At 70.7% G+C, this 25,173-nt stretch carries 21 protein-coding genes; 12 read left to right on the top strand and 9 right to left on the bottom strand.

Annotation, left to right across the window (positions count from 1 at the left end; genetic code table 11):
- Positions 1-37: 37 nt before the first annotated feature.
- From ACFSKW_RS40090 to ACFSKW_RS40080, 3 genes are read right to left on the bottom strand one after another with little or no spacing between them, the layout of a single operon-like run.
- Positions 38-841 (bottom strand): inositol monophosphatase family protein, encoded by an 804-nt coding sequence (locus ACFSKW_RS40090; RefSeq protein ID WP_379579102.1) that lies wholly within the window; start codon positions 839-841, stop codon positions 38-40.
- Between the two features lie 10 nt (positions 842-851).
- Positions 852-1,472: a hypothetical protein gene (locus ACFSKW_RS40085; RefSeq protein WP_379579100.1), complete on the bottom strand. Its 621-nt coding sequence runs from the start codon at positions 1,470-1,472 to the stop codon at positions 852-854.
- The gene (locus tag ACFSKW_RS40080) at positions 1,469-2,500 is read right to left on the bottom strand and encodes a hypothetical protein (protein WP_379579098.1); all 1,032 of its coding nucleotides are present in this window, start codon (positions 2,498-2,500) and stop codon (positions 1,469-1,471) included. Before ACFSKW_RS40080 ends, ACFSKW_RS40085 begins: the two co-directional genes overlap by 4 nt.
- Before the next feature lie 188 nt (positions 2,501-2,688).
- Here ACFSKW_RS40080 and ACFSKW_RS40075 point away from each other — a divergent pair, with 188 nt between their 5' ends.
- Together ACFSKW_RS40075 and ACFSKW_RS40070 are read left to right on the top strand one after the other, a co-directional pair.
- Positions 2,689-3,564, top strand: coding sequence for a PIG-L family deacetylase (locus ACFSKW_RS40075; protein ID WP_379579095.1), 876 nt, complete (start codon positions 2,689-2,691; stop codon positions 3,562-3,564).
- A gap of 16 nt (positions 3,565-3,580) precedes the next feature.
- On the top strand, positions 3,581-4,366 hold the full coding sequence (locus ACFSKW_RS40070; protein ID WP_379579093.1) for a class I SAM-dependent methyltransferase: 786 nt from the start codon (positions 3,581-3,583) through the stop codon (positions 4,364-4,366).
- A 49-nt stretch (positions 4,367-4,415) separates the two neighbouring features.
- Here ACFSKW_RS40070 and ACFSKW_RS40065 read toward each other — a convergent pair whose 3' ends face one another.
- The 3 genes from ACFSKW_RS40065 to ACFSKW_RS40055 are packed head-to-tail and all read right to left on the bottom strand — an operon-like array spanning position 4,416 to position 8,460.
- Entirely contained in the window at positions 4,416-5,189 is a 774-nt protein-coding gene (locus ACFSKW_RS40065) for a sporulation protein (RefSeq protein WP_379579092.1), read from the bottom strand.
- Positions 5,190-5,209: 20 nt separating this feature from the next.
- Positions 5,210-6,439 (bottom strand): SPFH domain-containing protein, encoded by a 1,230-nt coding sequence (locus ACFSKW_RS40060; RefSeq protein WP_379579090.1) that lies wholly within the window; start codon positions 6,437-6,439, stop codon positions 5,210-5,212.
- Positions 6,436-8,460, bottom strand: a complete 2,025-nt coding sequence (locus ACFSKW_RS40055) for an SPFH domain-containing protein (protein WP_379579088.1) — start codon at positions 8,458-8,460, stop codon at positions 6,436-6,438. Before ACFSKW_RS40055 ends, ACFSKW_RS40060 begins: the two co-directional genes overlap by 4 nt.
- 436 nt (positions 8,461-8,896) lie before the next feature.
- On the opposite strand from ACFSKW_RS40055, the gene uvrB reads away from it, so the two are divergent.
- A complete protein-coding gene (gene uvrB / locus ACFSKW_RS40050; RefSeq protein ID WP_379579086.1) occupies positions 8,897-11,005 on the top strand; it encodes an excinuclease ABC subunit UvrB in 2,109 nt (702 codons plus the stop codon).
- A 99-nt stretch (positions 11,006-11,104) separates the two neighbouring features.
- On the opposite strand, the gene ACFSKW_RS40045 is transcribed toward uvrB, so the two are convergent.
- Positions 11,105-11,389 carry a hypothetical protein gene (locus ACFSKW_RS40045; RefSeq protein WP_379579084.1) on the bottom strand — a complete coding sequence of 95 codons (285 nt, stop codon included), beginning with the start codon at positions 11,387-11,389 and terminating at the stop codon, positions 11,105-11,107.
- A gap of 148 nt (positions 11,390-11,537) precedes the next feature.
- Positions 11,538-12,182, bottom strand: coding sequence for a GntR family transcriptional regulator (locus tag ACFSKW_RS40040; protein ID WP_379579082.1), 645 nt, complete (start codon positions 12,180-12,182; stop codon positions 11,538-11,540).
- Between the two features lie 108 nt (positions 12,183-12,290).
- Between ACFSKW_RS40040 and ACFSKW_RS40035 the strand changes: the two genes are divergently transcribed.
- The 9 genes from ACFSKW_RS40035 to ACFSKW_RS39995 all read left to right on the top strand — a co-directional run bounded on the left by ACFSKW_RS40035 (position 12,291) and on the right by ACFSKW_RS39995 (position 24,058).
- Positions 12,291-14,258 (top strand): beta-galactosidase, encoded by a 1,968-nt coding sequence (locus ACFSKW_RS40035; protein WP_379579080.1) that lies wholly within the window; start codon positions 12,291-12,293, stop codon positions 14,256-14,258.
- On the top strand, positions 14,255-15,580 hold the full coding sequence (gene gcvPA / locus ACFSKW_RS40030; RefSeq protein ID WP_379579078.1) for an aminomethyl-transferring glycine dehydrogenase subunit GcvPA: 1,326 nt from the start codon (positions 14,255-14,257) through the stop codon (positions 15,578-15,580). Before ACFSKW_RS40035 ends, gcvPA begins: the two co-directional genes overlap by 4 nt.
- Positions 15,577-17,118 (top strand): aminomethyl-transferring glycine dehydrogenase subunit GcvPB, encoded by a 1,542-nt coding sequence (gene gcvPB / locus ACFSKW_RS40025; RefSeq protein ID WP_379579076.1) that lies wholly within the window; start codon positions 15,577-15,579, stop codon positions 17,116-17,118. Before gcvPA ends, gcvPB begins: the two co-directional genes overlap by 4 nt.
- Complete coding sequence (locus ACFSKW_RS40020; RefSeq protein WP_379579074.1) at positions 17,115-18,548, top strand: ATP-NAD kinase family protein; 1,434 nt, start codon at positions 17,115-17,117, stop codon at positions 18,546-18,548. Before gcvPB ends, ACFSKW_RS40020 begins: the two co-directional genes overlap by 4 nt.
- Positions 18,545-19,306: an SDR family NAD(P)-dependent oxidoreductase gene (locus ACFSKW_RS40015; RefSeq protein WP_379579072.1), complete on the top strand. Its 762-nt coding sequence runs from the start codon at positions 18,545-18,547 to the stop codon at positions 19,304-19,306. The genes ACFSKW_RS40020 and ACFSKW_RS40015 overlap by 4 nt, the downstream gene beginning before the upstream one ends.
- 85 nt (positions 19,307-19,391) lie before the next feature.
- On the top strand, positions 19,392-20,678 hold the full coding sequence (locus ACFSKW_RS40010; RefSeq protein WP_379579070.1) for an ABC transporter substrate-binding protein: 1,287 nt from the start codon (positions 19,392-19,394) through the stop codon (positions 20,676-20,678).
- 2 nt (positions 20,679-20,680) lie between these two features.
- Complete coding sequence (locus ACFSKW_RS40005; protein ID WP_379579068.1) at positions 20,681-21,607, top strand: carbohydrate ABC transporter permease; 927 nt, start codon at positions 20,681-20,683, stop codon at positions 21,605-21,607.
- 10 nt (positions 21,608-21,617) lie between these two features.
- Positions 21,618-22,439, top strand: coding sequence for a carbohydrate ABC transporter permease (locus ACFSKW_RS40000; protein ID WP_379579066.1), 822 nt, complete (start codon positions 21,618-21,620; stop codon positions 22,437-22,439).
- Positions 22,439-24,058, top strand: coding sequence for an amylo-alpha-1,6-glucosidase (locus ACFSKW_RS39995; RefSeq protein ID WP_379579064.1), 1,620 nt, complete (start codon positions 22,439-22,441; stop codon positions 24,056-24,058). Before ACFSKW_RS40000 ends, ACFSKW_RS39995 begins: the two co-directional genes overlap by 1 nt.
- A gap of 234 nt (positions 24,059-24,292) precedes the next feature.
- On the opposite strand, the gene ACFSKW_RS39990 is transcribed toward ACFSKW_RS39995, so the two are convergent.
- Positions 24,293-25,138: a serine protein kinase RIO gene (locus ACFSKW_RS39990; protein WP_379579062.1), complete on the bottom strand. Its 846-nt coding sequence runs from the start codon at positions 25,136-25,138 to the stop codon at positions 24,293-24,295.
- Between the last annotated feature and the right edge of the window lie 35 nt (positions 25,139-25,173).

Genomic DNA, 25,173 nt, shown 5'->3' with positions numbered 1-25,173 from the left:
GGCCGAGCCGGCCGGCTCCGGCGGGGCCGGGATCGCCTCAGGCCGAGCCGACCAGCTCCAGCAGGGCCGGGATCGCCTCAGGATGGCCGGCGACGAAGCTGCGGTCCTCGGGCGGCCCGTCGACGCCCCAGAGGAACGGCCCGCCGTCCAGCGCCCTGATCTCGATGCCCGCCTCATGGGCCAGCAGCGCCCCCGCGGGCAGGTCCACCGCCTCGGCGCAGTAGCCCACGAAACCGTCGATGTCGCCCCTGGCCAGCATCACCCACGACAGCAGCGGCGCCCACAGCTGCAGCACCCGCCGCGCGCCCAGGTCCAGGCGCATCTTCAGCGGGTGCGCCGCGGCTCGCGAGACCCCGTGGCCCTGCGTCCACGCCACCACCGGCCCGTGCCGCCACGGCCGGTACGGCGGTGCCAGCCGCACCCCCGAAGGGCCGTGGGCTCCCCGCCCGAGGACGGCCGACCAGGTGTGCGCGGGGACGGGCTCGTGCACGACGCCGAGCACGGGCCGCCCGTGATGGCACAACGCGAGACCGACGACGTAGGCGGGCAGGCCGATGGCCACGTTGTTGGTGCCGTCGAGCGGGTCGATCAGCCAGGTCCACTCCCCGCCGGCCGCGCCCACCAGGCCCGACTCCTCGGCGATCACCGAATGGTCGGGGAAGGCGGTCAGGATGCGTTCGAGCAGCAGCTTCTCCGAGGCCACGTCGAGGTCGGTGACCACGTCGCCGTTCTCGCCCTTGGGCCGCGCGCCGGGCGTGCCGCCCCGCCCGCCCTCACGAAGGAGTCTCCCAGCGGCTTCGGCGGCCTGCGCCGCCACCTGCCGAGCGTGCTCGAGGTCCACGGGGTCCTCCCTAGATGAGGTGCTCGGCTATCAGTCTCGCCGCTCGCGCGGTCTCAGCGGCGTCGAGACGCTCGCGGATGATGTGGTGGGCGGGCGTGCCGAGCGGCCCCAGCGACAGGTCATGGCTGCCGGGCCGGCCCCTTCCCAGGGCGATCGTGGCCGCCTCGCCGTCCTCGGGGACCACGCTGGAGTGGAAGCGGTCGGCGGGCAGCGTGTAGGTGTCGCCCTCGCCGAACACCTCCTCCAGGCCGGTGCGGTGGCGCACCGTCCGCCGGGTCGGCTCGATGCGGTCGCCTCCGGCGTCGCTGACCACCTCGAACACCCTGTGCGTGGCGTCGGCGGCCGCGTCCTCTACGACCACGTGCACGTTGCGCACCTGGCCGTAGAGGACGTGGCTGACCAGGTCCCAGCTGTGGCAGTGGATCTGTGAGGTGGTGGCGTCGGCGTGCGGGAACGCCTTCGACCACAGGTGCAGGCAGACGCCCTCGCCGCCGTCGCGTTCGAGCGGCAGGCAGACGAAGCCCAGCGGATGCCGTACGGCTCGCAGCCCGCCGAGGTCGGACAGCGCCTGAAGCGCCCACCGCCTGCCCTCGCCCCGCAGGATCTCCTCGTGCACCGCCTGGTGGCTCATGACCCGTAGGGGTCCTTCGCCCGCAGCGCCTTCCTGGCGACGTCCACCACGTCGTGCTCGGTGTAGGTCTTCGGCAACGGTAGCTCGATGCGCCTGAACAGCTCCTCGACCTCCTCGACCGTGGGCTCGTCGCTGAGCGGCACCGCCTTGTAGCGCTCGATGGGGACCCTTCGCGCCTGCTCCAGGCTGAGCCGCAGCTCCGAGTCGCAGTTCTCGTAGTAGAAGGTCCCGGCCAGGGCGCTCATCGCCCTGTTCGGGTCCTCGACGGTCATGACCAGGCGTGTGGCCGACAGGTCCCAGCGGAAGGTCGTCATCGTGTGGGACAGGCCGACGCTGATGTCGAGCAGCCCGTAGCGCTGGCGGTGCCAGAAGGCGGCCAGGATCGTCGCGTAGGACTCCTTCCTCGCCCTGTCGGTCGACCAGCGCTCGCCCGTGCCGTCGGGCAGGTCCGACAGCGAGCGCCGGTAGTGCGCGTAGGCCTCGCAGACGACCTCGTTCGTGGGGTCGATGATCTCGGCGGTGATCGTGAGGTGCCGCCTGACCTTGCGGGAGGCGGCGACGCACTCCGGCAGCGTGACGGCGCGCAGGTAGGTGCCGGTGCCGCCCTTGAAGCTCCACCTGGTGGTGTCCTTGCGCGCGGCGGCCAGCGCCTCGCCGATCTCCTGCCTGCTGCCGAGCACCCTGACCAGTTGCAGCTCGTCGAGTGCCTTGCGGGTGCCCGCGACCAGCGACTCGATGTGGTCCAGGCGCTCCAGCCGCTCGGGCAGCTGGGTGAGGGCGCCCGAGGTGATGGTGCGCTCGACGGGGGCCTGCCGTACCCGGTCCCTGAGCAGCGCGGTGGCGACGAGGGCGAGGATGACCAGCGTCGCGGCGCTGATGAGCTGGGCCTGGACGGCGTCGGGTATCACCGTCTCCGGCATGATGCCCAGCACGCCCACGATGATCGCCAGCGACAGCGCGATGGCGCCGTCGGCGTTCTGCGCGGCCCATGGCGCGACCCGCTTCATCCCCATGACGAGCCGCTTCATGGTGTGCCCCGCACCTCCTCGTGACCCCCAGGCCATGGTAACGAGGGCGTCATGCGATCACCAGCGCACAGTAATACCAACGGATGAGAACGGACCCGACTTCTGGCCGATGACGTGGCGCGACGCCCGCCGTTACCGTCGGCGGACGGGGCTCACGGGGGTGGGGAGTGTTCTTCTGTCGGTACGGCATGCGCGCGTTCAGCCTGCTCGTCTCCGCCGCGCTCGTGCTGTTCACGGTGGCGCCTTTCGCGGTCCGCCCGATCAGGCATCTGCTCGGCCTGCCGGAGGTGGGCGAACGGTTCGCCCAGGTGGTGGCGCACCCCGACGACGACCTGCTGTTCATGAGCCCCGACCTGTTCGGCGCCGTGGCGGCGGGGCGGCCCACGATGACGGTGTTCCTCACCGCGGGGGAGGGGACGGCGGGCCTGGAGGACGGGCACGATCCGCACGCCTACGCCGGTCAGCGGCAGGCGGGCATCCGCGCCGCCTACGCGTGGCTGGCGGGCGTCCCCGACCTGTGGCGGGGCCGTACCGTGCTGGTCGCAGGGGTGCCCGTCAGGACCGAGTGGCTGGTCGGCAGCCCAAGAGTGCGGCTGGTCTTCGCCGGTCTGCCCGACGGCGGCGACCCGCGCGCGGACGGAGGTCCCCACGCGCTGTCGCGGCTGCTGTCAGGCGTGACGGCCTGCGTGCGCGCCTTCACCTCGCCGGGCAGATGCCTGTCGAAGGCCGACGTGACCGGCATGCTCGCGGCACTCCTGACCAGGTTCAGGCCGACCGAGCTGCGCACGCTCGACCCCGACCCCTCGGGAACGCCCGCCGACCACCTCGACCACACCGCCTCCGCCAGGTTCGCCAAGGCCGCGGCGGCGGGGTTGCGGGTGCGCGTCCGCTCCTACCGCGGGTACCCGATCACGGAGCTGCCGCCGAACCTGGCGGCGGGGCCCGCGTGGGTGAAGCGGGCGGTCTTCCACGTGTACCGTCGCCACGACTACCGGGCGCTCAGCGGGCCCCGCTACGGCAGGTGGGTCGGCCGGATGTACACCGTCGCGCCGCCCGCGCGATAGGGCAGGATGATCCACTATGGAACGACTCGCCCCCGACGTGCTGGCCTACTACGAGCAGGGCAGGGAGAACGCCCGCCTGCGCGGCGACCGCGGCCGCCTGGAGTTCTGTCGCACCCAGGACGTCCTGCGCAGGGTCCTGCCCCAGGCGCCCGCCCGCGTCCTCGACGTGGGCGGCGGCACCGGCGTCCACGCGGAGTGGCTGGTCGCCGACGGCTACGAGGTCGAGTTGATCGATCCCGTGCCGCTGCACGTCGAGCAGGCGTCCTCGATCCCCGGCGTGACGGCGAGGCTCGGTGACGCCCGGGCGCTGGACGCGCCCGACGGCTCGTTCGACGCGGTGCTCCTGCTCGGCCCGCTCTACCACCTGCCGTCGCGCGAGGACAGGATCCGGGTGCTGGCCGAGGCGCGCAGGGCGGTACGGCCAGGCGGCGTCGTCGCGGCCGCGGTGATCACCCGCTACTCCGTCATCCATGACACGATCTGCCAGGGCTTCTACCTGGAGGAACCGACGCGGCGCACGGCCTTCGAGGCGCTGGAGAGCGGAACCATCAAGTCGATGCGCCACGGGTTCACCGGGCACGCGCACGACCCCGAGGAGATCACAGCGGAGTTCGAGGCGGCCGGGTTCGCGACGCCGGAGCGCTACGGGCTCGAAGGCGCGTTCTGGCTCTACGGCGACGTCAACGACTGGCTGGACGACCCCGAGCGCAGGCAGCTGATGCTGGAGGCGGCCCGCAGGCTGGAGTCGGTGCCGTCGCTGCTCGGCGTCAGCGGCCACCTGCTGGCGGTGGCCGCGGGTTGAGGACGGCGCGAGGGGCCGGGTGGCCCCACGCGCCGTGCGGGGTGAACCGTCAGAACCAGCCGCGGCGGCGGGCCATCTGCTCCAGGCCCGACTGCAGCGCCTGCTCGGCCGCACCGGGGTGGTCGCCGTAGCGGACGGTGAAGCGGTTGTAGGTGTCCTGGCTGGAGGTGAGGAAGCCGCCGCGCTTGTCGGCCTCCAGGATCACGTCCATCTGGGCGGGTCCCGCGATGAACGTCAGCTCCAGCTCGTTGAAGTGCCCGTGCCACTGGCCGCCCGCGTAGTACTCGATCTCCTGGAAGAACGGCATCGTCGAGCCGTACAGCGTGCCCCGCTCCAGATCGGCCTTCTTGAAGCGGAACCCCATCCGGTCGAGCGCGGCCAGCACGTGCTCCTGCGCCGGCAGCGGCGTGACGTACAGCGGGTCGAGGTCGCCCTTGTCCATGGCGCCCGCCAGCGCCAGTTCGGTCTGCACGCCCAGGCGCATCCCGTGCAGCGGGTGGTTGCCGATCGCGCTGATCGGCGTCTCCCACGGCACCTGGATCTGGAAGGGCTGCGAGTGGGAGGCGCCCGCCGCGAGGTGGAAGGGGCCGGCCACCTGCTGGCGCAGGAAGCTGTAGGTCGTCTTGTACTCGTTGTCGCCGCTCTCGACCTCGACCACCGCGGTGAGGTCGATGGTGATCCCGTCGACCTTGTAGTCCGAGCTGCCGCTCTTGAAGTTGACCACCCCGCGCAGGGCCTCGCCGGGCCTGACGGTGGCGTTGTGCAGGACCGTGTCAACCTCGACGCCCGCACCGAAAGCGGCCATCAGCTTGCGGAACACCATGAGGGTTCTCCTTGGGGTTTTTACTGGCCAACGGGCGGGTTGGCCTGGCCGTTCCCCGCGATCCTGGGCAGCAGCTGGGCCAGGAGCAGGGTGGAGAGCGCCGAGTCGCCCTGTCCGTTCGCCGTACGGACGACGAGCGGCTGCGGCGCGTTCTCGGCCAGCTTGGCGCCCACGTCGAGGCGGCGGCGAGCCAGCTCGTACTGCAGGACGGCGCGGTTGTCGCGGTAGGAGTCGGCGAGCCTGCGCAGCGCCTTCGCCTCGTTCTCGGCGGAGGTGAGCTCGGCCCTGCCGCGCGCCTCGATCTCCCAGCGGACCCGCTGGGCCTCGGTCTCCTGCTCCTCCAGCATGCGGGCGACGTCCTTGCGGGCGGTGTTGTGGGCGGCCTTGACCTCGACCACGCGGGCGTCGCGGGTCTTCTTCGACCGCTCGATCTCCATCAACAGGGTGTCGATGCGGCGCTTGCGGGTCAGTTCCCACTCGCGCTCGTATGCCGACAGCTCCTTGGCGACCTTCTCGCGGGTGGCCAGGTGCTGCTGGTACTGGTCGGGAAGCTGCACATCGGGGATGTTGGCGCCGGTGATGCGCACGCCGTACCTGCCGAGCTGCCTGTTGAGCGCCTCCTGCATGTCGCCGACGTCGGAGCCGCGCAGGTCGTAGGCGCGCTCGGTGTTGACCCTGCGGCTGCGCTGCCTGATGGCGTCCTGAACGGCGCTCGACAGCACCAGGTCGAAGTTGCCCGCGCCGATCGTGCGGACGAAGGCGACGGGGTCGACGATGCGGAACTTCAGGAAGAACTCGATCGACTTCAGCGGCACGTTCTCGGCCGTCGGGCAGGCGCCGATGGGGGCGGAGTAGGGGATCTCGGTGGAGGTGTCGACGACCGCGTCCACCCTGTCCCACGGCAGCCACAGGTAGTGGCGGCCGGGAGGCAGGACCCCGGTGATGGCGCCCCACCTGCTGCGCACGCCGGTGGTGCCCTCCTCGATCTCGATGATGGCGCGCCGCCACATCCAGACCAGGGCCGCCAGGAGAACGGCGACGGCGGCCAGGGCCGCCAGCAGCATGCCGGCGAAGACCGCCATCCCCGCGAAGTACAAAGCGAGGAACACCAGCGTCATCCACGCGAAACCGCGCCGGTCCTTGGGGATGACGACGGGCACGAGCTGGCCCTGCTCACCGCCGCGCAGCAGCTGGCGGATGTCGGACCAGGCGGCCAGCGACTCCTTGATCTTCGAGAACTCGCGGCTCATCGGGCGTCATCCTCCTCGTTGCCCTGGGGCTGCTGGGCGGGCCAGACCGGGGTGCCGAGCGGCCGTGGCTCGGGGGGCGGCGCGGGCCAGCCGCCACCTGTCGCTCCTGACGGCGCGGCGGGCCACTCGGCGCCTCGCCCCGCGCCGCCCTGGGGCGGGGGGCCTGGGACGGCCGAGCCGGGCGGTGGCGGCGGCGGCTGGACGGGACGCTCGTAGGAGGGCAGCGCGCCGGGGGCCGCGGAGGCCGTGGGGGCCGTGGGGGCCGTGGGGGCCGCGGGGTTGGGCAGCCGCATCGGGCGCTCGATCGTCGTCTCGACGTCGACGTGCTCCCAGTCGCGGGTGCTCTCGGACGGCTGCCGCGCGGCCCGCCGGGCCTCGCTCTCCCCGTCAGGACCGCTCGCGGCGGCTACGGCGGGAGCGGGCGACGTGGCAGGGATCGCGGGGATGGCAGGGCCGGGGATGACCGCGGGGTCGGTCGCGCCGGCCACCTCATCTGCGGCCCGCTTGAGCAGCGCGGAGATCTCGTTGTTCCGCTCCTCGACGCGCCGGCCGATCTCGGCCAGCCTGGACCTGATGGCCGCCATGTCCTCGGGCGAGAACAGCGCCGCCCCCTTGCCGCCCACCAGCTGCTGGGCCAGCGCCAGGAAGTCGATGTCGGTGTCCTCGCCGACCTGCACCACCTGAGGCAGCCGTCCCGCGACCGACTCCAGCTTGTCCAGCAGGTCCTGCTGGAAGCGGTAGTCGAGGATCTCGGGGGCCTCGGCGGCCGACAGTGCCCTGATGTCCAGCGCCTGCGCCTCCAGCAGCGCGGAGTTGGCGTTGGCGGTCGACTCGGCCTCGACCAGCCGCTGCCTGGCCTGCGCCTTGGCCTGGTGGGAGGCCCGCTCCAGCGCGGTGTCCATGCGCGCCTGGTAGGCGGCGATCTCGGCCTGGATGGCGCTCAGCGTCTCCTGCAGCCCGGCCAGTTCCTTGACCAGGTCGCCCTCGTTCTGCTCCTTGCGCAGCTGCAGCTCGTACTCGTAGGTGTAGGCCTCCTTGGCCACCCGCACCATCTCGGGGGCCGCCAGGTCCATCCGGTACTCCTGGCTGGACGGCTCGGCGTGGGTGATGTTCACGTCCGTCAGCCGTACGGCGGGCAGGAACTGCTGGTTGAGGTTGTCGAGCATGCCGAGCGTGCTCTCGCCCACCAGGTCGTAGATCTCCTCTGCCCGCTGCGCGTAGATGAGCGAGCGGGTGACCTCGCTGATGGCGTTCTGCAGCTTGGACTGGAAGCCGCTGACCGAGCCGAGCACGAAGATGAACTCTGCCGGGTTCTCGATCCTGAACTGCAGGAACAGGTCGACGCTGGCCTTGACGCCCTGCTGGGTCGGCGCCTCGCGGATGGGCGCGTTGAACGGGTACTCGCGCGTGGTGTTGACGATGTAGCTGACCCGCTTCCACGGATTGAACAGCGTCACCCTGCCCGGGTCGGCGATGTGCACCAGCTTGCCGAACTTGGTGATCAGCGCCTTGCAGCCCTCGGGCACCATGACGACGCTGCGCCGCCACCACAGGAACACCGCGGCGAGCACGAGCACCAGCCAGTAGTGCGGGCCGAACAGCACGTCGATGCCCGGGACCACGTTGCCGAGCGCGCCGACGAGCCCCAGCACGACCAGGATGACCAGCGGGATGACCACCTTGGCCGTGCTGCCCTTGGGGATCACGACGGGGGAGATGACGTGCAGCGGCTCGCCGTTCTGGCCGCGCTCGCTGAAGCTGCGGCTGACGATCTCACCGGCCTCGTTCAGCGAGGCCGAGCGCGCCTCGATGACCGTGCCGACGGAGACGCCGCCGTCGCGGGCGGCGAGGAAGTCGTGCGGGTTGAGCTGGAAGCCAGGTGCCTGCCCTGCCAGCTGACCGACCTGGCCCACCGCCTGTTCGACGGCCTGGCCCATGGCCTGCCGAACGTTTCCGCCTTGGGCCACGGCCTGAGCTATGCCCTGACCTGCTTGGATCAGAGCCTCTCTTGGTCGAGACATCGCACCTCTCTCGTCGAACCGGGGGGAATCCGTACCGTATCGGGCATCCCTTGATGATCGCTTGCAAAAGGATGTCAACATCCCGTGACGGTGAAGGGCCCCCCGGACGGGGCCCGAGGTGTCGGCGTGCTGGGACGGTGAGGACCTTCCCTAGGAGATATCCGAGCGGACGCCCCCCTGTAAACGGCCTGCGAGGAGTTTGTCGCTCAGCGTGCCGCGACGGTGAGAGCGGCGATCACCGGCTTGCCGTCGAGCTCGTACGCGGGCAGGCCGGGGGCGCGGGAGTCGTCACGGGCGCGGGCCTGCCCGCCGGCCACGCACCAGGTGATCCCGCGGCTCCGCTGGAGCGGCGTGCCCGGACGGGCGTCAGCCGGTGCCGCGGTGGGGGGTGGGCTTGCCGTAAGAAATGTCGGTGCCACCACCTACAGTGAATGACATGCGGCCGGTAACAGATTTGCAGCGCAGGGTGGCGCCCTTCGAGGTCGTCACCGAGATGACCCCCTCCGGCGACCAGCCCACGGCGATCGCCGAGCTGGAGCGCAGGGTGCGGGCAGGGGAGAAGGACAACGTCCTGCTCGGCGCCACCGGCACGGGCAAGACGGCCTCGGTGGCCTGGCTGATCGAGCGGCTGCAGCGGCCCACGCTCGTCATGCAGCCCAACAAGACGCTCGCCGCGCAGTTCGCCAACGAGTTGCGCGAGATGCTGCCCAACAACGCGGTCGAGTACTTCGTCTCCTACTACGACTATTACCAGCCTGAGGCCTACGTGCCGCAGAGCGACACCTATATCGAGAAGGACTCCTCGATCAACGACGAGGTCGAGCGACTGCGCCACTCGGCGACCAACTCGTTGCTGACCAGGCGCGACACGATCGTGGTCGCCTCGGTCTCGTGCATCTACGGCCTGGGCACCCCCCAGGAGTACGTCGACCGCATGACCAGGCTCCGCGTCGGCATGGAGGTCGACCGCGACCAGTTGCTGCGCCGCCTGGTCGACATGCAGTACACCCGCAACGACCTGGCCTTCACCCGCGGCACCTTCAGGGTGCGCGGCGACACGATCGAGATCATCCCGAAGTACGAAGAGCTGGCCGTCCGCATCGAGATGTTCGGCGACGAGATCGAGAAGCTGTCCACGATGCACCCGCTGACCGGCGACGTCATCACCGAGGACCAGGAGCTCTACATCTTCCCCGCCTCCCACTACGTGGCGGGCGAGGAGCGGATGGCCAAGGCCGTCGACGGCATCGAGGCCGAGCTGGCCGAGCGGCTGTCCGAGCTCGAGCGGCAGGGCAAGCTGCTGGAGGCGCAGCGGCTGCGGATGCGCACCACCTACGACATCGAGATGATGCGCCAGGTCGGCACCTGCGCCGGCATCGAGAACTACTCGCGTCACATGGACGGCCGCGAGGCGGGCAGCGCGCCCAACACGCTGCTCGACTACTTCCCCGAAGACTTCCTGCTGGTCCTCGACGAGTCCCACCAGACGGTCCCGCAGATCGGCGCGATGTACGAAGGCGACGCCTCCCGCAAGCGCACCCTCGTCGACCACGGCTTCCGCCTGCCGTCCGCGCTCGACAACAGGCCGCTGAAGTGGGAGGAGTTCCTGGAGCGGATCGGCCAGACCGTCTACCTGTCGGCCACCCCCGGCTCCTACGAGCTGGGCAGGGTCAAGGGCGAGGTCGTCGAGCAGGTCATCCGTCCCACCGGGCTCGTCGACCCCGAGGTGGTCGTCAAGCCGACCAAGGGCCAGATCGACGACCTGGTCCACGAGATCCGCGAGCGCGCCGACAGGGACGAGCGTGTCCTGGTCACCACGCTGACGAAGAAGATGTCCGAGGACCTCACCGACTACCTCCTCGAGCTCGGCATCAGGGTGCGCTACCTGCACAGCGAGGTCGACACGCTGCGCCGGATCGAGCTGCTGCGCGAGCTGCGGATGGGCGAGTTCGACGTGCTCGTCGGCATCAACCTGCTGCGTGAGGGCCTCGACCTGCCCGAGGTGTCGCTGGTGGCCATCCTCGACGCCGACAAGGAGGGCTTCCTGCGCTCGGAGACCTCGCTGATCCAGACGATCGGCCGTGCGGCGCGAAACGTGTCGGGCCAGGTCCACATGTACGCCGACAAGATCACCCCGTCGATGGAGCGGGCGATCGAGGAGACCTCCCGGCGCCGGGCCAAGCAGATCGCCTACAACGAGGCCAACGGCATCGACCCGCAGCCGCTCCGCAAGAAGATCGCCGACATCCTCGACTCGCTGCAACGCGAGGACGCCGACACCGAGCAGCTGATGGGCAGCGGCCGGCAGCAGTCCCGCGGCAAGGCGCCCGTGCCGGGGTTCGCGGCGAAGGCGGCGGGACAGCACGCCAAGGCGATCGCGGGCGAGATGCCGCGCGCGCAGATGGAGACGCTCATCGAGTCGCTCACCGAGCAGATGCACCAGTCGGCGGCCGACCTGCAGTTCGAGGTGGCGGCGCGGCTGCGCGACGAGATCAAGGAGCTGAAGCGCGAGCTGCGTGACATGCGCGAGGCCGGCGTGAAGTAGACCGCCCCCTCGGGGAACGGCCGCGGGCCCGCCACCCACCTCCAGGAGAGGTGCGTGGCGGGCCCGCGGCGTCCTTCGTCAGGCTGGATGAGCCCGTCGTCAGGCCTGGGTGAGCTGGGCGGTCGAGGCCCAGCCGCCGGTGTCGAGGCTCAGCCACTCGCCGCTGGCCCAGCCGCCGGTCCAGCCGCCGGTGGGGATCGAGTCGACCACCGGGCAGGACTTGCTCGGACACGAGTGGACCTGCGCCCCGCCAGGGCTGGTGACGACGTAGCCGTGGTGCCCTGGGATGACGTCGGCGCCCGCGGCCCCGGCGAACATGGTTCCCGCCATGGCGGCGGCGGTGAGCGTCAGGGCCAGGGCCGAAGCGGCAATGATCTTACGCATGGAAGCTTTCCTTCGGATGTCTCGTTCGTGCTGACATCACCGAGAATGCGGCCCACGGTCATAGGGCGGTGTCATGGCGACGTTAAGGCCGTCCTAAGGCGTCACGGCCCGGCGGTCGTGCGGACCGGGTCGAGGCCGGGCCGGGCCGTCAGGAGGCGGGGATGTGCGACATCATCCGTTCCATGCCGTTGATCCAGTTGCCGCGCAGTGCCTCGGCCGCCTGAGCCAGGTCCCCGGCGATGAGGAGTTCGGCCACGCGGCAGTGTTCCGCCGCCTCGCGCTCCAGGGGTGTCTCGTCGCCCGCGAGCAGGTGGGCGTAGCGGCGCATCCCGGCCTTGACGCTGGTGATGAGGTCCAGCAGGCGCTCGTTGCGGCAGCCGCTCAGCAGCAGGTCGTGCCACTCGTCGTCGTGCCGTTCTATCACCTGCTGCTCGGCGATCCGGTCGGGGAAGTCGCGGGCCAGCCTGAGCAGTTCGGGCGCGATCTCGCGGAGGTAGGCGGGGTCGGAGCGTTCGAGCGCGAGCGACTCCAGGGCGGCGACGATCTCGCACAGCTCCCTGAACTCTTTCCGGCTCACCGGCGCGAACCGAAACCCCCGGCCCTGGTTGCTTTCCAGCACTCCCTCGCCCGCCAGGGTGATCAACGCCTCGCGCAGGGGAGTGCGGCTGACGCCGAGATCGGTCGCCAGCGCGACCTCGTTGATGTCCGTCCCCGCGGCGAAATCACCTCGATCGAGCCTGCTCAGCAGCTCTTCCCTGATCTGCTCGCGTAGCGGTCGCCGCTCGATCGGCATGAGGCTCCTTCGGTCTTCGGCCCTGATCTGCTTAGCGCTTGACGTAGTGCAAAATACTACACTATGAATTCTGAATACAGATTTGGGACAGCTTGAAAGGAGCGATTAGTGCGCCTGACCCGAGTGCCGGGGCTGCTGTTCGGCGGTGACTACAACCCCGAGCAGTGGCCGGAGGAGGTCTGGGCCGAGGACGTCCGGCTCATGGCCGAGGCCGGGGTCACCATGGCCACCGTCGCGGTCTTCTCCTGGTCCAGGCTGGAACCCGCGCCCGGCGCGTACGACTTCGGGTGGCTGGATCGCGTCCTCGACCTGCTCCACGAGCACGGCGTGTCCGCCGACCTCGCCACCGCGACCGCCACCCCGCCGCCTTGGCTGGTTCGCCGGCACCCGGAGGTCATGCCGGTCGACGCCCAGGGCGTGCGGCTGGAGTTCGGGTCCCGGCAGGGCTACTGCCCCAGCTCGCCGATCTTCCGCGAGCACGCCGTGCGCCTCGCGACGGCGATCGCCACCCGGTACGCCGAGCACCCGGCGCTGGCGATGTGGCATGTGGGCAACGAGTACGCCGACCACACGCTCGAATGCTTCTGCCCCGAGTCCGCACGGCACTTCCGCGCCTGGCTCCAGACCCGCTACGGCACGGTCGGCGCGCTGAACACCGCCTGGGGCACCTCCTGCTGGGGCCAGCACTACACGGGGTTCGAGCAGATCGAGCCGCCCCGCAAGGCGCCAGGCCCGGTGAACCCGGCCCAACTCCTCGACTGGCGCCGCTTCTGCAGCGACGCCCTGCTGGAGCTGTTCACCGCCGAGCGGGACGCGCTGCGCCAGGTGACGCCGGCAGTACCGGTCACCACGAACTTCATGAGCATCCTGCACGGACTCGACTACTGGTCATGGGCGGCGGCCGAGGACCTGGTGAGCGACGACGCCTACCCGGACCCTGCCGACCCCGAGTCGCACGTGGCGGTCGCCCTGAGCTACGACCTCATGCGCTCGCTCAAGCAGCGGCCCTGGCTGCTGCTGGAGTCGGCGCCCTCGGCGGTGTCGTGGCGCGAGGTCAACGTGCCCAAGCCGCCCGGCATGATGCGCCTGCACAGCCTCCAGGCGGTGGCCCACGGCGCCGACGGGGTGATGTTCTTCCAGTGGCGCCAGGCCAAGTACGGTCCCGAGAAGTTCCACTCGGCCCTGCTCCCGCACGGCGGCACCGAGACGCGTGGCTGGCAGGACACGCTGCGGCTCGGCGCGGACCTCCGGCGGCTGGCCGAGGTCGCCGGCACCGGCACGCGCGCCGAGGTGGCGCTCGTCCTGGACTGGGACAGCTGGTGGGGTCTGGAGGCGCCGGAGTCGATGCCGTCCAACCGGCTCAAGCTCAAGGACCTGCTGCTGGCCTGGTACGCGCCGCTGCACGCCCGCGGGATCTCCGTCGACCTGGCGCCGCCGGACCGTGACCTGTCGGCCTACCGCGTGGTGATCGCGCCCAACCTCTACCTGTGTACGGCCGAGCAGGCCAAGTCGCTGGCGTCCGTCACGGGCGAGCTGGTCGTCGGCCCGTTCAGCGGCGTGGTCGACGAGTCGGACCAGGTCCACGACGGCGGCGCCCCCGGGCCGCTGCGCGATCTGCTCGGCGTCGCGATCGACGAGTTCTGGCCGCTGCCCGACGGGAGCACCCAGCGGGTCAGGCACGACGGCGGCGACGCCGGCCTCGCCAGGACGTGGGTGGAATGGCCACGCGTGGTCGGCGACGCCGTGGAGGTGCTCGCCCGCTACGAGGGCGGCGACCTGGACGGCCTGCCCGCCATCACCCGCAACGGCAACGCCACCTACGTCAGCTGCCTCCTCGACGACGTCACGCCCGTCCTCGACCGCGTGCTCCACGCGGTCCCGGCGATCGACGTCCCCCCGGGCGTGGAGGCCACCAGGCGGGAGAACCACCTCTTCCTGCTCAACCACACCGGCACCCCGCAGCAGGTCGCCCTCCCGCATCCCGGCAGGGACCTGCTCACCGACACCGACCTGCGAGGCGTCATCAGCCTCGCCCCGCGCGACGCCGTCGTGCTCAGGATCGAAGGAGACACGTGACGCACCCGTACATCCCGAACGCCGAACCCGGCGTGCGGGCCGAGATGCTCGCCGCCATCGGCGCCTCGAGCGTCGAGGAGTTCTACGCCGACATCCCGGCGGACCTGCGCCTGGCCCGGCCACTCGACCTCCCGGAGCCCTTCACGGCCGAGCGCGACCTCGTGCGCCACATGAAGGGCCTGTTCGACCGCGTCACCGACACGGAGGAGGCGCTGAGCTTCCTCGGGCACGGCTGCTACCCCCACCACGTGCCGGCCGTCTGCGATGAGGTGAACTCCAGGAGCGAGTTCCTGACCGCCTACGCCGGCGAGCCGTACGAGGACCACGGACGGTTCCAGGCGCTGTTCGAGTACGTCAGCATGATGGGCGAGCTGCTCGAGATGGACGTGGTCAACGTCCCCACCTACGACGGCTTCCAGGCGGCCGGTACGGCCCTGCGCATGGCGTGCCGCTACACCCGGCGCTCGAAGGTGCTCGTCAGCGGGGCCGTCAGCGACGACAAGCTGAGCAAGCTACGCGACTTCCTCAGCCCTGACATCGAGATCGCCCTCGCCCCTGTGGGGGAGAGCGGTGAGATCTCCGTCTCCGCGTTCGACGACTCCTACGCGGCGATCTACCTGGAGACACCCAACGTCTACGGTGTGGTCGAGACGCGCGGAAGGGAGTTCGCCGAGCTCGCCCACGCCCACGGAGCGCTGCTCGTGGTCGGCGCCGATCCCATCTCGCTGGGCGTCCTCGCCCCGCCCGCCTCCTACGGCGCCGACATCGCCTGCGGTGACATCCAGTCGCTCGGCATGCACCAGAGCTACGGCGGCGGCCACGCCGGATACATCGCCACGCAGGACCACGAGCCGCTCGTCGCCGAGTTCCCCTCCCGGCTGTTCGGCATCGCGCCCACCACGGTGCCCGGCGAGTACGGCTTCGGCGACGTCTTCTACGACCGCACCTCCTTCGCCCTGCGCGAGGAGGGCAAGGAATGGGTCGGCACCGCCGCCGCCCTCTGGGGCATCACGGCCGGTGTCTACCTGGCGCTCATGGGGCCGCAGGGCATGCGGGAGCTGGGCGAGACCATCCTGGCCCGCACCCGCTACGCCATGAACGCCCTCGCAGGGTCGGTCACCGTGCTGCACAAGGACGCGATCCACTTCCGCGAGTTCGCCATCGAGGTGCCCTCCAGCACGGCCCTGCTCGACGGGCTGCGCGCCCGCGGCATCTACGGCGGTGTCCCCCTCGACGACCGCACCGTGCTGGTCTGCGTGACCGAACGCCACTCCATCGCCGACATCGACCGCCTCGCCGCAGCCGTCCAGGAGGTGCTGTGAACACCGCGGAGTCCTTCGCCGAGCTCCCAGTCGCGCCGAAGCCGCCACTGCGCCGCTTCCACCAGGCCCGCTGGGACGAGCCGATCATCTTCGAACTGTCGGCCCCCGGCCGCCGCGGCATGGCCGTGCCGCAGCCCGGCGCCCCGGGCGTGGAGCTGCCCGAGACCGTCCGCCGCGCCGAACCGCCGAAGCTGCCCGAGATGTCGCAGCTGCATGTGCTGAGGCACTACCTGCGCCTGTCGCAGGAGAACCTCGGCGTCGACCTCAACATCGACGTCGGCCAGGGCACCTGCACGATGAAGTACAGCCCCAAGGTCAACGACCGGTTCGCCGCCGCGATCGCCGAGCTGCATCCGCTCCAGCACGAGGACACCGTGCAGGGCGTGCTGGAGATCTACTGGCGGCTCGAACGGATGCTGGCGGAGATCTCCGGCATGTCCAGGGTCTCCCTCCAGCCCGGATCCGGGTCGGCCGCCATCTACGCGAACATCGCGATGATCCGCGCCTACCACGCCGCCAACGGCGAGGGCCACCGCGACCAGGTCATCACCACGATGTTCTCCCACCCGTCGAACGCCGCCTGTGCCAAGACAGCCGGCTACGAAGTGATCACGCTGATGCCGGACGCCGACGGCTACCCGGACATCGAGGCGCTGCGCGCGGCCGTCGGCCCCCGTACCGCCGCCCTGATGATCACCAACCCGGAGGACACCGGCATCTTCAACCCCCGCATCAGGGAGTTCGTCGAGCTGGTGCACTCGGTAGGCGGCCTGGCCTGCTACGACCAGGCCAACGCCAACGGCATCCTCGGCATCACCAGGGCCAGGGACGCCGGATTCGACCTGTGCCACTTCAACCTGCACAAGACGTTCTCCACCCCGCACGCCTGCGGCGGCCCCGCGGCGGGCGCGTGCGGCGTCTCCGCGGAGCTGGAGCCGTTCCTGCCGGGCCCGGTCGTCACCTTCGACGGCTCCTCCTACGGACTGGAGACCCCGCCCCGCTCGATCGGCAAGGTCCGTCCGTTCCTCGGCGTGACCCCCAACATCGTCCGCGCCTACGCCTGGATCATGGCCATGGGCGCCGAGGGACTGCGGCAGGTGGCCGAGACGGCCGTGCTCAACAACAACTACCTGATGCACAAGATCCTGCAGATCCCCGGCGCGTCGGCGCCGTGGGACAAGCGGCGCATCGAGCAGGTGCGTTACTCCTGGCAGGAGCTCTCGGAGGAGACCGGGGTGCACTCGGAGGAGATCGGCGTCCGGGCGGCCGACTTCGGCGTGCACTACTGGACCAGCCACCACCCTTACGTGGTGCCGGAGCCTTTCACGCTGGAGCCCACGGAGTCGTACTCGAAGGAGGACCTGGACGAGTACGCCGCCATCCTGGCCCACGTGGCCTCCGAGGCGCGCACGGATCCCGAGTTCGTCAAGGGGGCGCCCTACAACCAGAGCGTGCACAAGATCGACATGACGTCGCTCGACGATCCCAAGGAGTGGGCGCCCACCTGGCGCGCCTACGTCCGCAAGCACCTGTCATGACCTCCGACGTCGCCGCCCCCCGCACCCCCGCCTCGTTCCCCGACCGCGAGGTGGTGGTCGGGCTGGTCGTCAACCCGGTGGCCGGGCTGGGCGGGGCGGCGGGCCTCAAGGGCAGCGACGGCGCGCACGTGCAGCGCGAGGCCCTGGCGCGGGGTGCCACGCCGCGGGCGGGGGAGCGGGCGGCGCGCGCCGTCCGCGCGCTCCTCGCCCGCCGGCCCGGCACGCGCGTGGTCACGGTGCCAGGCTCGATGGGCGAGCACAGCGCCCGCGCCGCGGGCGCTCCCTTCACCCTGGAACGGCTCTCGCCTGGTCCCGCGCCACGCGGTACGGCGGAAGGCCACGGTGCGGCGGACCCTGCGGATCGGGCGGACCTGGTAGATCCGGCGGACCCTGCAGATCAGGCAGATCCGGCAGGTTCGGCGGATCCGGCGGGCCCTGCGGGTCTGGCCGGCGCGGCGGCTGCGGGATCGGGCGGTGAGACCTCGGCGCAGGACACGCGGCGGGCCGTCATCGCGCTCGCCGATGTCGACCTGCTGCTGTTCGCGGGAGGTGACGGAACCGCGCGGGACGTGCTCGACGCGGTCCGCACGCTCGGCGACCAGGCGCCGCCCGTGCTGGGGATCCCCGCAGGGGTGAAGGTCTACTCGGGGTGCTTCGGCCTCAGCCCGGCCGCGGCGGGGTTCCTCGCCGCGGAGCACGTCTCCGGCCTGCGGCGACAGTCCGCCGCGGACCACGCCTCCGGACAGGGGCGAGGCCCGAGGGCGGCGGGCACGGTGGAGGCCGAGGTGGTGGACCTCGACGAGGAGCGCTACCGGCAGGGGCTGGTCAGCCCCCGCCTCTACGGTAGCCTGCGCGTGCCCGCCGCCAGGGCCGCCCTGTCGGGACGGAAGGCCGGGTCCTCCGCGGTCGTCCCCGCCGGCGTCGAGGGCATCGCCAGGGAGGTCGTGGCTCGCATGCGGCCGGGCGTCCGCTACGTCCTGGGTCCCGGCGCCACCACGCAGGCGGTCGGCCGCGAACTCGGGCTCGCGACCACGCTGCTCGGGGTGGACGTGGTCGAGGTCGGCGACGGAGGCGTGCTGGTCGCCGGAGACGTCTCGGAGGCGGCGCTGTTCGCCCTCGTGACCGGCGGTGAGGCGGTCGTCGTGCTGTCGGTGATCGGCGGGCAGGGGTTCGTCCTCGGCCGGGGGAACCAGCAGGTGTCCCCCCGGGTGCTCGACGCGGTCATCGGGTACGGGGACGCAGCGGGCCCGCGCCTGCTCGTGCTGGCCACGTCGCAGAAGCTGGCCGCGCTGCGGGGCCGGCCGCTGCTGGCCGACAGCGGCGACGAGGACCTCGACAGGAGGCTCAGCGGGCACGTCCAGGTGATCACCGGATACCGCGAGAGCACGATTTATCAGATCTGTACGGCAAGTGAGGAGTTCCACGGATGAACACGCTCGAGGGCAAGGTCGCGATCGTCACGGGCGGTGCCTCGGGCATCGGGCGGGCCACCGCGCTGGTCTTCGCCCGCGAAGGCGCCAAGGTGGTGGTCGCCGACATCGACGGTCCCGGCGCCGAGGCGACGGCCGGGCAGATCGCCACCGAGGTCGGCGGCACCCCCGCTGTCGCGGTACGGGCCGACGTGTCCGACCCCGAGGACTGCCGGCGGATCGTCCAGACCGCCGTCGACACGTTCGGCGGGCTGCACGTCCTGTTCAACAACGCGGGCATCATCCGCCGTACGACGGCCCTGGATCTGGACGTCGACGAGTGGGACCGGGTCATGGCGGTCAACGTCCGGTCTGTCTTCCTCATGTGCAAGTACGCCATTCCCGCCATGACCGAGGGCGGCTCCGTCGTCAACTCGGGCTCCGGATGGGGCCTCAAGGGCGGCGGGAACGCCATCTCCTACTGCGCCTCCAAGGCCGCGGTGGTCAACATGACCAGGGCCCTGGCCATCGACCACGCCCGGGCCGGCGTCCGGGTCAACTCCGTCAACCCCGGCGACACCGACACGCCGATGCTGCGCGACGAGGCCCGCCAGCTCGGGGAGGACTGGGCGGCCTTCCAGTCCGACGCCGCCGACCGGCCGATGGGCCGCTCGGGCACCCCCGACGAGATCGCCCAGGCCGTGCTCTTCCTGGCGAGCGACGCCGCCAGCTACATCACCGGATCGGCCCTCGTCGTCGACGGCGGCGGCCTCGCCTGACACCCGGGGCCCCGCCAGGGCGCGGCATCACCGCGCCTTTCCCCACTCGCCTCGACACCCCCTGAACAAGCCTGAAGGAGCCACCATGAAGCGTGCGCTAGCCATCCTGGGCGTCCTCGCCGTCGCCACCACCGCGTGCAGCGGCAGTGGCGGCGGGAACGTTCCCGGCACGAGCAACGGCCAAGGCCAGGTCACCGTCCGCTGGTCGACCTGGGGATCGGCCGAGGACGTGAAGCTCTACCAGAAGTTCACCGACGACTTCCAGAAGCGGCACCCGAACATCCGGCTCAAGCTGGAGTCGGTCGCGAGCTACGAGGACTACCACCCCAAGCTGCTCGCCCAGCTCACCAGCAAGACGGCGCCCGACGTGTTCTTCGTGGGCGACGACAACATCGGCAAGTTCGTCTCCGCCGGAGTGCTCACCCCGCTCGACGACAAGCTGTCAGGACCGGACTCCAAGAGCAAGCCGGAGGACTTCTTCGAGGGCGTGTACGGCGGCGCCAAACGTGACGGCAAGATCTACGGGGTCCCCAACGACACCAACCCCGAGGTCCTCTGGTTCGACAAGAAGGCGCTGAAGGACGCCGGGATCACCGAGGACCCGGCCGCCCTCCACGAAGCCAAGCAGTGGACTATGGCGAAATATCTGGACATGAACGCCAAGCTCAAGGCGGCGGGCAAGGCCGGATCGATCTTCTGGAACTGGTACGGCTCGACGTACTCCGTGATCAACGGCTTCGGCGGCAAGGTGTGGGACGGCGGCAAGTTCGTCGCCACCACGGACGCCAAGTCCCGCGAGGCGCTCCAGACGCTCGCCAAGGGCTACCAGGACAAGACCTTCCTCAGCGCCGACACGCTGCCCGACAGCAACGGGCCCAGCACCCAGTTCCTCAAGCACAAGGTCGGCTTCTACGCGGGCGGCCGCTGGGTGATCGACTCGCTGAAGAAGGGCGGCGAGCTGGACAACTACGACATCGTGCCGTTCCCGTCGCAGACCGGCGAGCCGATGCCCGGCGCGGTGGCCGCCTCCTACCTGGCGATCAACAAGGACACCAAGCTGGCCAAGGAGGCGTTCACGTTCCTCACCGAGTTCGTCGGTAAGGACGGTCAGCTCCTCCGTCTCAAGGGCGGCGGCGCCGTACCGTCCATCAAGGGCGCCGAGCAGGTCGTCCTCGAGGACAACTACCCCGCCCACGCCCAGACCTTCGTCGACGTGCGCGACACCGGCTTCGCGAACTACCCGGAGGAGGTCTCCGTGCCCGGCCTGACCGCCGACATCAACGAGCACCTGATGAAGGTGTGGAACGGCAAGGTCGGCTTCGACCAGGGCATGACCGAGCTCCAGAAGCTCGTCGAGAGCAAGCTGGGCTAGCCGTGGCCATCCTCACCGAGGCCCGCCCGCGGGCGGGCCGCCGGGCGAAGACCATCAGGAACAGGGACGGGTGGTGGGCGGCGTTCTTCCTCGGGCCCCAGCTCGCTTTGCTGGCCGTGTTCCTGATCTTCCCGCTCGGGTTCGCCGTGGTGCTGGCCTTCATGCGGTGGGACGGGCTCGGCCAGAAGGAGTGGGCGGGCCTGGACAACTTCGCCGCCCAGCTCTCCGATCCGGAGTTCGGGCTGGCCGTGTGGAACACGGTCAAGCTCGCCCTGCTGACCGTGCCGTTCGGGCTCGCCTTGGCGCTGCTCATCGCGGTCGCGCTCAACAGCGTCAAGGGCAGCGGCTTCTACCGCGTGCTGTACTTCATGCCGGTGGTCACCAGCTCGGTCGCCGTCGCCCTGATGTGGCAGATCATCCTGGCCGGCGACGAGTACGGCGTGCTCAACACCTCGCTGGAGCAGTGGTTCGGCATCACCGCGCCGGACTGGCTCGGTGATCCAGGCTGGGTGATCGTGGCCATCGCCATCGTGACGATCTGGTCGTCGCTCGGCCTCAACGTGGTGATCTTCCTGGCCGGGTTGCAGACCATCCCGCCGCAGGTCGTCGAGGCCGCCCGGATGGACGGCGCCGGCGGCCTGCGCATCTTCCGCTCGGTCACGCTGCCGCTGCTCTCACCCACGATCTTCTTCTCGACGGTGGTCGCGGTGATCAGCTCCTTCCAGGCGTTCGACCAGATCTACGTGCTGGTCAACCCGGAGCACAACGAGGGCGCGCGCACGATCGTCTACCAGGTCTACGAGCTCGGCTTCAAGGACTTCCAGTTCGGCATGAGCAGCGCCGCGGCGCTGATCCTGCTGGTCCTGACGCTGCTCGTGACCCTCGTCCAGTTCGCCGCGCAGAAGCGCCTCGTCCACTACGACACGTGAGGGGGCCCGGATGCGATCCCGGCAGATAGCCCTGCACGCCGCACTCGGCATCGGCGGGCTGGCGATGCTGTTCCCGTTCGTCTGGATGCTGCTGACGTCGTTCAAGGGCGTACGGCAGATGCTGAACAACCCGCTCGACTGGCTGCCCGACCCGTGGCGCTGGGCGAACTATCCCGACGCGCTCGCGGCGATGCCGTTCGGCACCGCGTACTGGAACAGCTTCTACATCGCCGCGGTCAACGTCACCCTCACCCTGCTGACCTCGGCCATGGCCGCCTACGCCTTCGCGCGGATCAGGTTCAGGGGCTCGGGTGTGCTGTTCGTGGTGTTCCTGGCAACCCAGATGGTGCCGACGCAGGTGACGATCGTGCCGCTGTACCTGATGCTGGCGAAGTTCGGGTGGATCGACTCGCACCTGTCGCTGATCGTGCCGTCCATCGCGAACCCGTTCGCGGTGTTCCTGCTCCGCCAGTTCATCAGGTCCGTCCCTGTGGAGCTGGAGGAGGCGGCCAGGATCGACGGCGCGGGTCGCTGGCGGTGCTTCTGGAACGTCGTGCTGCCGAACATCCGCCCCGGCCTGGGCGCGCTCGGCATCATCGCCTTCCTGGCCTCATGGAACTCGTTCTTCTTCCCGCTGATCTTCCTGAACTCGCCGGAGCTGGCCACCGTGCCGCTGCTGCTGAGCCAGTTCTCCGGGCAGCGCTCGGCGATCGACTACGGGCTCATCCTCGCGGCCTCGGCGATCGCGGTGGTGCCCACCCTGATCGCCTTCCTGATCGGCCAACGAAAGATCATCAACTCGATGGCGGCCTCTGGACTGGGTGGGCGCTGATGCTGGACCTGAAAGAACGCCCGTTCACCGACCGGGGCTCGCGGTTGCTGGTGATGGCGGCCGACGACGGCTCCCTCTGGATCGCCAGGGCCCTCTACGAGACCCGCCTGCGCGACACGACCGTCCTGACGGGACTGCGGGTCTTCGCGGGAGACCGGGAACTGCCGGTACGGCAGGCGCTGCCCGACCGGATCGACTTCGAGGGCGGCGTGGCGATGGCCTTCGCCGGTCCCGACACGCTCGTCCTGACCGGCAAGGATGCCCGGGCGGCGTGGGACGGCGGACAGGCCGCCATCGACGGCTGCCTCACGCTGGTCGGCCCCGCGCCCGGCGACGGCTCCGCGCCCGCCGGTGGTCCCTCGCTCACCGACGGCACTCCGCCCGGTGGCGGCGCTCTGCCCGGTGGCGGGCCCGCGGTGCTCGCGGCGGCCGCCACGCGCTGGCGCGACTGGTTCGCCGCCATGCCGTCCGTGCCCGAGACCCTGCGCGAACGCGCGGAGCAGGCGTGGTGGACGCTCGCGGTGAACCTGGTGCCGATCCGGGGCAGGGAGTCGCTGGTCCCCTCCAAGTACGGCTACGTCGGCCTGTGGAACTGGGACTCCTACTTCCACGCCATCGCGCTCAGGCACGCCGACCCGGCACTGGCAAGGGAGCAGATCCGCATCCTGCTCGACCACCAGACCCCGGACGGCCTGATCCCCGACGTCGTGCACGACCACGGGGTGCTCACGGAGACCACCGACCTGCCCCGCTCCGACCTGGCCCGGCTGGCCCAGCACGTGGGAGGGGAGCCCCTTCGGGAGGTGGTGCCGGTCACCAAGCCGCCGCTCACCGCCTGGGCCGTGTGGAAGATCCACGAAGTGGACCCCGACCTGGACTTCCTGGCCGAGGTCTACGAGCCGCTGGTCCGCTCGCAGGAGTGGTGGTTCGCCCGTTCGGACCCCGACGGGGACGGCCTGGCCGAATACCTCCACCCCTACTCCTCCGGCCTGGACGACAGCCCCATCTGGGATCACGGTCCGCGCGCCGAGCCCCCCGACCTCAACTCCTATCTGGCCTTGCAGTACGACCGGCTCGGCGACATCGCCGCCGCCCTCGGCCGCGACCCCGCCGAGTGGCGGGCCAGAGCCCAGGCCCTGGTCGACCTCATGGTGGCGCGCCGCTGGACCGGCACCCGCTTCGTGACCAGGGTCGGGGGACACGAGGTGGACGTGCGCACCCCGCTGGAGTTCATGCCGCTCCTGACCGGACGGCTGCCCGCCGCGATCGCCGCCCGGCTCGTGGAGGACCTGCGCTCGCCGAGCTTCTGGAGCGAGCGTCCCGTGCCCACCGTCGCGTTCGACGACCCCAGGTTCGACCCCGACGCCATGTGGCGTGGCCCGGTCTGGCTGAACGTCAACTACCTGCTGATCGACGGTTTGCGCCGGTCCGGGCACGCGGATACGGCTCGTGAGCTGCGGGAACGCACGCTGGCGATGGTCCGTGACGGCGGCGGCCTCTACGAGTACTGGAACCCGTTGACGGGCCGCAGGGCGGGCCGGGCGACCACCGGGTTCGGCTGGTCGTCGGCGCTCTTCCTCGACCTGGCCCAGGAGGACCAGGGCGGCCAGGCGTCGTGAGCGTCGGCAACGGTGGGACGCCGCGGCGGAGGTGATCGAGCCGCCGGCAGGTCCCACCCCGCCGCCCCGAACCGGGGACGCCGGGCCCCGGCACTCGCCACGACCCGCGCCCGCCGACCGCCCCCGGGGCACGACCTTGAGGGGAGGCGCGCCCCGGTCGGCCCCGGGGCGCGATCTCGGGGAGAGGCGCTCCGGAGGGCCGGGCGAGGCAGAGCGACGGGAGCGATCTCGAGGTCAGGTGAGACCGGCTTCGGCGCGGAGGAGATCGGAAAGGTCGTCGCCCGAGACGGGCAGGCCCTTGTGCGCGAACCAGGTGGCCACGTTGCGCGCGTCACGATCGAGGAAGTCGAGCCCCGTCGGATGCGAGATCACGTCCACGATCTGCGGCAGGTCGATGACCACCAGCCGCCCCTCGTGCACGAGAAGGTTGTACGGCGACAGGTCGCCATGCGCCAATCCGGCGCGGGCGAGCGTCACCATCGCCGCCACCAGTTGCTCCCATAGATCGTCGAGCCCTTCGTCGACGGTCGCCAGGCGGGGCGCGGCGTACCCGTCGGGTGAGCCGACGAACTCCTGCAGGATCTCGGTGCCGACGATCTGCACGGGGTATGGCACGGGCAGGCCCAGCCCCCACAGCCGCACCAGCGCCGTGAACTCCGCCTGAGCCCACTGGCCCGCGATCACCTGCTTGCCGAACGCGGTCCGCGAGGCCATGGCCCTGCTCGCTCGCGAGTCGCGCATTCGGCGGCCCTCCAGGTAGCCCGCGTCGCGGTGGAAGAGCCGATGGTCGGTGGAGCGGTAGCGCTTGGCGGCCAGCAGGCACACCCTGTCGGTGTCGGGAACGCCGCGCGAGATCAGATGGACGTCGGCCTCCTTGCCGGTCTTGAGGATGCCGAGCTCGGTGTCGACGGCGGCCAGCTCGGTGACCAGCCATGCGGGATGCGGTCGAGGGCCACGCTCGGTCGGGGTACTGAGGTCCCAGGTGGACCAGCGGTCACCGGCGGGCGGGCCGTCGAGGTCTACGGGGTTGCTGTCGAGCCACTCGAGGTCGTCGGCGTCGAGGCGGTGCTTCTTCGGCACGGTGGTGTTCTCCTGAACGGGATGCCCACCGGCGC

The sequence above is a fragment of the Nonomuraea mangrovi genome (genome assembly GCF_042681425.1).
In the GTDB taxonomy this organism is placed as follows: domain Bacteria; phylum Actinomycetota; class Actinomycetes; order Streptosporangiales; family Streptosporangiaceae; genus Nonomuraea; species Nonomuraea mangrovi.
This window is presented reverse-complemented; position numbering and strand designations above follow the sequence as displayed.